Here is a 6,675-nt window from a genome sequence, read left to right on the forward strand (position 1 = left end):
GCGCTCCCGATGCCCATCGCTTCCCCCGAGGTCTATGCCGAGATGCTCGACCGCGCCAAAGCCGGCGCGTTCGCGTATCCCGCGATCAACGTCACCTCCTCGCAGACGCTGAACGCGGCGCTGCAGGGCTTCGCCGAGGCGGGCAGTGACGGCATCATTCAGATCTCCACCGGCGGCGCCGAGTACGCGTCCGGCCCGACCGTGAAGAACATGATCACCGGTGCCGTGGCACTCGCCGAGTTCGCCACCGAGGTGGCCAAGAACTACCCGATCAACATTGCGCTGCACACCGACCACTGCCCCAAGGACAAGCTCGACAAGTACGTCCGCCCGCTGCTGGCCCTGAGCAAGGAGCGCGTGGCGAACGGGCAGGCGCCGCTGTTCCAGTCGCACATGTGGGACGGCTCGGCCGTGCCGGTCGACGAGAACCTGCAGATCGCCGAGGAGCTGCTGGCCCTGGCCGCGGCCGCGAAGATCGTCCTCGAGATCGAGGTCGGCGTCGTGGGCGGCGAGGAGGACGGCGTCTCAGCCGCCATCGACGACAAGCTGTACTCGACGGTCGAGGACGGCCTGGCCACCGCCGCCGCGCTGGGCCTGGGCGAGAAGGGCCGCTACATGACCGCCCTCACGTTCGGCAACGTGCACGGCGTCTACAAGCCCGGCAACGTCAAGCTGCGCCCGGAGATCCTCAAGGAGATCCAGGAGGCCGTCGGCGCCAAGTACGGCAAGGAGAAGCCGTTCGACCTGGTGTTCCACGGCGGCTCGGGCTCGCTGCTGTCGGAGATCCACGGCGCGCTGGACTACGGCGTGGTCAAGATGAACATCGACACCGACACCCAGTACGCGTTCACCCGCCCGGTGGTCGACCACGTCCTGAAGAACTACGACGGCGTGCTGAAGATCGACGGCGAGGTCGGCAACAAGAAGGCGTACGACCCCCGCGCCTGGGGCAAGCTGGCCGAGAACGGCCTGGCCCAGCGCGTTGTCGAGGCCTGCGAGCACCTGCGCTCGACGGGTACCTCGCTCGCCAAGTAGTCCCTCACCTGCGGCTGGTCCTCATCGACGGGGGCCAGCCGCCAGTGAGTACGATCGTTGTCTTCTGTTCCCCGAAGGCGGTGATCTTGCTCGGCATCGAGGGTTACGAACCCGAATGGCACCACGACGCCGTGGCCCTGGCCGCCGTCCACCGGCCACGGTTCCAGCGGCTCATCGGCAAGAAGCTGCTCGCCGGCTGGCTCATGTGGGACATGGCAGCCCGCGGCTGGTTCGCCGACGGTCCGGTCATCCTCGCCTTCGGTGAGTCGAATGTCGAGATAACCCACCGCAAGTTCGACGAGTGCGCGATCAGCTGGGACCAGGTCGACATGACCGCCCCTGTCGACTGGGCCGGCACCGACATCCAACTCGACTGGCGCGCCGACCCCCACCCCGCGCTGCGCAAAGTACGCGGCAAGGCGCTGCGCGAAGTCAACATCATCGAACGCACGACAAACGCGGAATGGCGCCCCCGGATCCTGCACGCCGTCGAGTTCCTGTTCGACCGCGGCCGGCTGGCCGTCTTCAACGCCATGGATGAAAACGGCCTCACCGACGTCCCCGAACGCGACCTCCCGGTAGCTAGCTGGCGCCGCGTCCGCGTGGCTTGACCAGCAGCTCACAAAATCGGGGCAGGCGCGTACTTCGCTGCCTCCGGATGCGCGGCCACGATCTCCGCGACCCGGTCGGCCACCGCTTGCACCTGCGCCGGGGCCGCACCCACGAACGCCGCCCGGTCCGCCACCAGCGCGTCGATCTCTGCCCGGCTCAGTTGCAGGCGGCCGTCAGTGGCGAGGCGGTCGAACAGGTCGTTGTCGGCGATGCCCTTCTCCCGCATGGCCAGGGCGACCGCTACCGCGTGCTCCTTGATGACCTCGTGGGCCACTTCGCGGCCTACTCCCTTGCGGGCCGCCGCCACCAGGATCTTGGTGGTGGTCAGGAACGGCAGGAAGCGGTCGAGTTCCCGGGCGATCACGGCCGGGTAGGCACCGAACTCATCCAGCACCGTCAGGAACGTCTGGAACAGCCCGTCGGTGGCGAAGAACGCGTCCGGCAGGGCCACGCGGCGGACCACCGAGCACGAGACATCGCCCTCGTTCCACTGGTCGCCGGCCAGCTCGCCGATCATTGAGAGGTAGCCGCGGACGATGACCGCGAGGCCGTTGACGCGCTCCGACGAGCGGGTGTTCATCTTGTGGGGCATGGCCGAGGAGCCGACCTGGCCCGGCTTGAAGCCCTCGGTCACCAGCTCCTGACCCACCATCAGCCGGATCGTGGTGGCCAGCGAGGACGGCGCCGCGACGACCTGGGCCAGCGCGGACACCACGTCGAAGTCCAGCGAGCGGGGGTAGACCTGGCCGACGCTGGTCAGCACGCGCTCGAAACCGAGGTGCTCGGCCACCTTGCGTTCGAGCTCGGCCAGCTTGCTCGCGTCGCCGTCGAGCAGGTCCAGCTGGTCGGCGGCTGTTCCCACCGGGCCCTTGATGCCGCGCAGGGGATAACGACGGATCAGATCATCCAAGCGGTCGTACGCGATGAGCAGTTCCTCGGCCGCGCTGGCGAAGCGTTTGCCGAGTGTGGTGGCCTGCGCGGCAACGTTGTGCGAGCGGCCGGTCATGACCAGGTCGCTGTACTCGACAGCGCGTTCGGTGAGGCGGGCGAGGGTGGCCACGATGCGGCTGCGGATCAGCTCGAGCGATGCACGTACCTGCAGCTGCTCGACGTTTTCGGTCAGGTCCCGCGACGTCATGCCCTTGTGGATGTGCTCGTGGCCCGCGAGCGCGCTGAACTCCTCGATGCGCGCCTTGACGTCGTGGCGGGTGACGCGCTCACGCTCGGCAATGCTGGCCAGGTCCACGTCGTCGACGACCCGCTCGTACGCCTCGACTACGCCGTCGGGCAGCGCGATGCCGAGGTCACGCTGGGCGCGCAGGACGGCGAGCCAGAGCCGGCGCTCCATCCGGATCTTTTCTTCCGGTGACCACAGGCCGACCAGGTCGGCGGAGGCATAGCGGCTGGCGAGGACGTTCGGGATGCTCACGGCACCGATTCTTTCATGGCTGTGGTGGTGGGCCTGAGCGCGAGTGTGCGGCGGTTGAGAGACTGCAGGACGACGCGGTTCTCGCTAGGGTTACTCGCCAGTAGGTCTGGCGCTCATTCCGAAAGGTCCACGATGACTGATTTCAGCCCCGAGTCGCTCGCCACGGTCGGTCCGAAGGAGTTCGCCGCGCTGGTGAAGTCGACCCCGGATAGCAAGATCGCGGAGGTCATGGGTTCGCAGACCCGCAGCAAGATCCTGGACGAGATCTTCGGCCGGATGCCCACGCTCTTCCGCGCGGACCGGGCCGGCAGCACCCAAGCCGTCATCCACTGGAACATCACCGGCGGCCCGGGCGGCGCCACCGACACCTACGAGACGGTGATCGAGAACGGCGCCTGCACGGTCACCAACCAGCCGGCCCGTGAGCCCAAGCTGGCGATGACCATGGACCCGGTGACGTTCCTCAAGGTCGTCTCGGGCGACGGTAACCCGATGATGATGTTCATGACCGGGAAGATCAAGGCCAAGGGCGACCTCGGCCTGGCAGCCCAGGTGGCCAAGCTGTTCGACATCCCCAAGAACTGACGCCCAGCCCGCGCCCCGCGGGCACCTGGCTCCGAGACGGCCCGGAGCATCGCGCTCCGGGCCGTCTCGCTACGCGCCTCAATCCAGCCGCCAGCCGCCAGCCGCAGCCGCCGGCGGCCGCCGGCGGAAGCCAGGCCGCCGGCGAAGCGGTGCCCGCCCGCAGGGCCAGACCCTCAGATCTGGATGCGGCCTTCGACGGCGGCCAGCGCGATGTCCGTCCGGTGGTGCGAGCCCTCCAACGCCACCCCCTCGACCAACTCGTAAGCCGCCGCCCGAGCCCCAGCCAGGTCCGGCCCGGTCGCCGTGACGCTCAGCACCCGCCCGCCCGAAGACACCAGCGCCCCATCCTCGCGGCGAGCCGTGCCCGCGTGGATGATGCCGGGCCGCTCACCACCGTCGATCACATCGCCCGTACGCGGAGTGCCCGGGTAGTTGTGGCTGGCCACCACGACCGTGACCGCCGCGCCCTCGTGCCAGCGCAGCGGCGGGAAGCCGGCCAGCGTGCCCGTTGCCGCGGCGTTGAGCAGCTCACCCAGCGGCGAGGCCAGCAGGGCCAGCACCACCTGTGTTTCCGGGTCGCCGAAGCGGGCGTTGAACTCGATCACCTTCGGGCCGGCCTTGGTCAGGGCCAGGCCGACGTACAGCAGGCCGGCGAACGGGGTGCCACGGCGGCGCATCTCGGCCAGGGTGGGCGCCACGGTTTCGGCCATGACGCGGTCGACCTGATCGGCGGGGGCCCAGGACAGGGGAGCGTACGCACCCATTCCGCCGGTGTTCGGGCCCTCGTCGCCGTCGTTGGCGCGCTTGAAGTCCTGCGCGGGCATCAGCGGCACCGCGGCCGTCCCGTCGGTGACCACGAACAGCGACACCTCGGGGCCGTCGAGGAACTCCTCGATGACGACGCGCCCGCACTCGTCGGCGTGCTGCTGAGCTGCGGCCAGCGAATCCGTTACGACCACGCCCTTGCCGGCGGCCAGACCGTCGTTCTTCACCACGTACGGAGCGCCGAACTCGGTGAGCGCCGCGGAGACCTCGGCTGCGGTCGTGCAGGTGAATGCCTTGCCGGTTGGAACTCCTGCGGCGGCCATGACGTCCTTGGCGAACGCCTTGGAGCCCTCAAGCTGCGCGGCGGCGGCGCTCGGACCGAAGCAGGCGATGCCCTTGGCCCGCACGGCGTCGGCGACACCGGCGACCAACGGCGCCTCGGGGCCGATGATCACCAGGTCGGCTTGCACCTCGACGGCCAGGGCGGCCACCGCGACGGGGTCTGTGGCCTGGACATCACGCAGCGTTGCCACCGCGGCGATGCCCGGATTGCCCGGGGCCGCGATGAGCTGCTCGACGGAGGGGTCGGCGGCGAGGCCGACGGCGAGGGCATGCTCACGGCCGCCGGATCCGATCAGAAGTACGCGCACGCCGCAGATCCTACGGGCCACCGCCGATCACCCTTGAAGTTGTCCACAGCCTGCAAAATCCAAAGTGCACGGGGTGCGACAGCGCTATGACCCCCTGTGGATAACTTGGTCAGCCTGTGGATAACCGGACCGCCCTGTGGACAACCGGGGAGCGATGAGCTGGGGAGTCGCGTAAACTTCGGCAGTACCCGGGCCTCTCCGTGTACGACGTGTTTCAACGGAAGGCGTCAGTCAAGTGCCGGTGATCGTGTTGGTCGGCGCCCAGTGGGGCGACGAGGGCAAGGGCAAGGCAACGGACCTGCTGGGCGACCGGCTGGACTACGTGGTGAAGTTCAACGGCGGCAACAACGCCGGCCACACCGTGGTGATCAAGGGTGAGAAGTACGCCCTGCACCTGCTGCCCAGTGGCATCCTCACGCCCGGCGTCACCCCGGTGATCGGCAACGGCGTGGTCGTCGACCTGGCCGTGCTGTTCGAGGAGCTCGACGGGCTCGAGGCTCGCGGCATCGACACCTCCCGGCTGCGCATCAGCGCCAACGCGCACGTCATCGCGTCGTACAACCGCTCACTCGACAAGGTCAGCGAGCGCTTCCTCGGGGCGCGGCGGATCGGCACCACCGGTCGCGGCATCGGTCCCACCTATGCCGACAAGATGAACCGGCTCGGCGTGCGTATCCAGGATCTGTTCGACGAGTCGATCCTGCGGCAGAAGGTCGAAGCCGCCCTGTCGTTCAAGAACCAGGTGCTGTCCAAGATCTACAACCGCAACGCCATCAAGGCGGATGAGGTGATCGCCGAGCTGCTGTCGTACACGGATCGCCTGCGCCCGATGGTTGCCGACACGGCCTTGGAGCTGTCGAAGGCGCTCGACGAGGGCAAGGTTGTGCTCTGCGAGGCCGGTCAGGCGACGCTGCTCGACGTCGACCACGGCACCTACCCGTTCGTGACCAGCTCAAATGCGACTGCCGGGGGGGCCTGCACCGGTTCGGGCATCCCGCCGACCCGCGTCGATCGGGTGGTCGCGGTGCTCAAGGCGTTCACCAGCCGCGTGGGTGAAGGGCCCTTTCCGACCGAGCTGCACGACAAGGTCGGGGACTACCTGCGTGAGGTCGGTCACGAATACGGTACGACCACAGGCCGCCCCCGCCGCATCGGCTGGCTCGACCTGGTGATGGGCCGCTACGCCCAGCGCATCAACGGCGTCACCGACTTCGTGCTGACCAAACTGGACAATTACGACGGCTTGGACGAGATCCCGGTCTGCGTGGCCTACGACGTCAACGGCGTGCGCCACGACGAGATGCCGGTCAGCCAGTCCGACTTCCACCACGCCGTGCCGATCTACGAGACGCTGCCCGGCTGGAAGAAGGACATCAGCACCTGCCGCCACTTCGAGGAGCTGCCCGAAAACGCCCAGCGTTTCGTCGAGTTCGTGGAGAGCCGCATCGGCGCCCGCGTCTCGGTCGTCGGCGTCGGCCCGGGCCGCGAAGAGGTCATCGAGCGTCACTCGGTGCTGAGCGAGGCGTGACGTGTACGACGTGATCCTGCTCAGCCTGGCTGAGGGCCAGGGCGCCGGGGGCGGCGGGGGTGGTGGCTGCG

6 protein-coding genes are annotated in these 6,675 nt (G+C 68.5%); 4 read left to right on the top strand and 2 right to left on the bottom strand.

Features of this window, described 5'->3' with window-relative positions:
* Positions 1-9 precede the first annotated feature (9 nt).
* Together fbaA and TFC3_RS00680 are read left to right on the top strand one after the other, a co-directional pair.
* Positions 10-1,035 (top strand): class II fructose-bisphosphate aldolase, encoded by a 1,026-nt coding sequence (gene fbaA, locus TFC3_RS00675; protein WP_067494139.1) that lies wholly within the window; start codon positions 10-12, stop codon positions 1,033-1,035.
* 44 nt (positions 1,036-1,079) lie between these two features.
* A complete protein-coding gene (locus TFC3_RS00680) occupies positions 1,080-1,646 on the top strand; it encodes a hypothetical protein (RefSeq protein ID WP_236717913.1) in 567 nt (188 codons plus the stop codon).
* A gap of 8 nt (positions 1,647-1,654) precedes the next feature.
* Here TFC3_RS00680 and purB read toward each other — a convergent pair whose 3' ends face one another.
* A complete protein-coding gene (gene purB, locus TFC3_RS00685; protein ID WP_067494140.1) occupies positions 1,655-3,076 on the bottom strand; it encodes an adenylosuccinate lyase in 1,422 nt (473 codons plus the stop codon).
* A gap of 132 nt (positions 3,077-3,208) precedes the next feature.
* Between purB and TFC3_RS00690 the strand changes: the two genes are divergently transcribed.
* Positions 3,209-3,661 (top strand): SCP2 sterol-binding domain-containing protein, encoded by a 453-nt coding sequence (locus TFC3_RS00690; protein ID WP_067494141.1) that lies wholly within the window; start codon positions 3,209-3,211, stop codon positions 3,659-3,661.
* Between the two features lie 173 nt (positions 3,662-3,834).
* Here TFC3_RS00690 and purD read toward each other — a convergent pair whose 3' ends face one another.
* Positions 3,835-5,076 (bottom strand): phosphoribosylamine--glycine ligase, encoded by a 1,242-nt coding sequence (purD, locus tag TFC3_RS00695; RefSeq protein ID WP_067494144.1) that lies wholly within the window; start codon positions 5,074-5,076, stop codon positions 3,835-3,837.
* A gap of 235 nt (positions 5,077-5,311) precedes the next feature.
* On the opposite strand from purD, the gene TFC3_RS00700 reads away from it, so the two are divergent.
* The gene (locus TFC3_RS00700) at positions 5,312-6,604 is read left to right on the top strand and encodes an adenylosuccinate synthase (protein ID WP_067494147.1); all 1,293 of its coding nucleotides are present in this window, start codon (positions 5,312-5,314) and stop codon (positions 6,602-6,604) included.
* Positions 6,605-6,675: the final 71 nt, after the last annotated feature.

Source organism: Actinoplanes sp. TFC3 (assembly GCF_001553785.1).
Classification (GTDB): domain Bacteria; phylum Actinomycetota; class Actinomycetes; order Mycobacteriales; family Micromonosporaceae; genus Actinoplanes.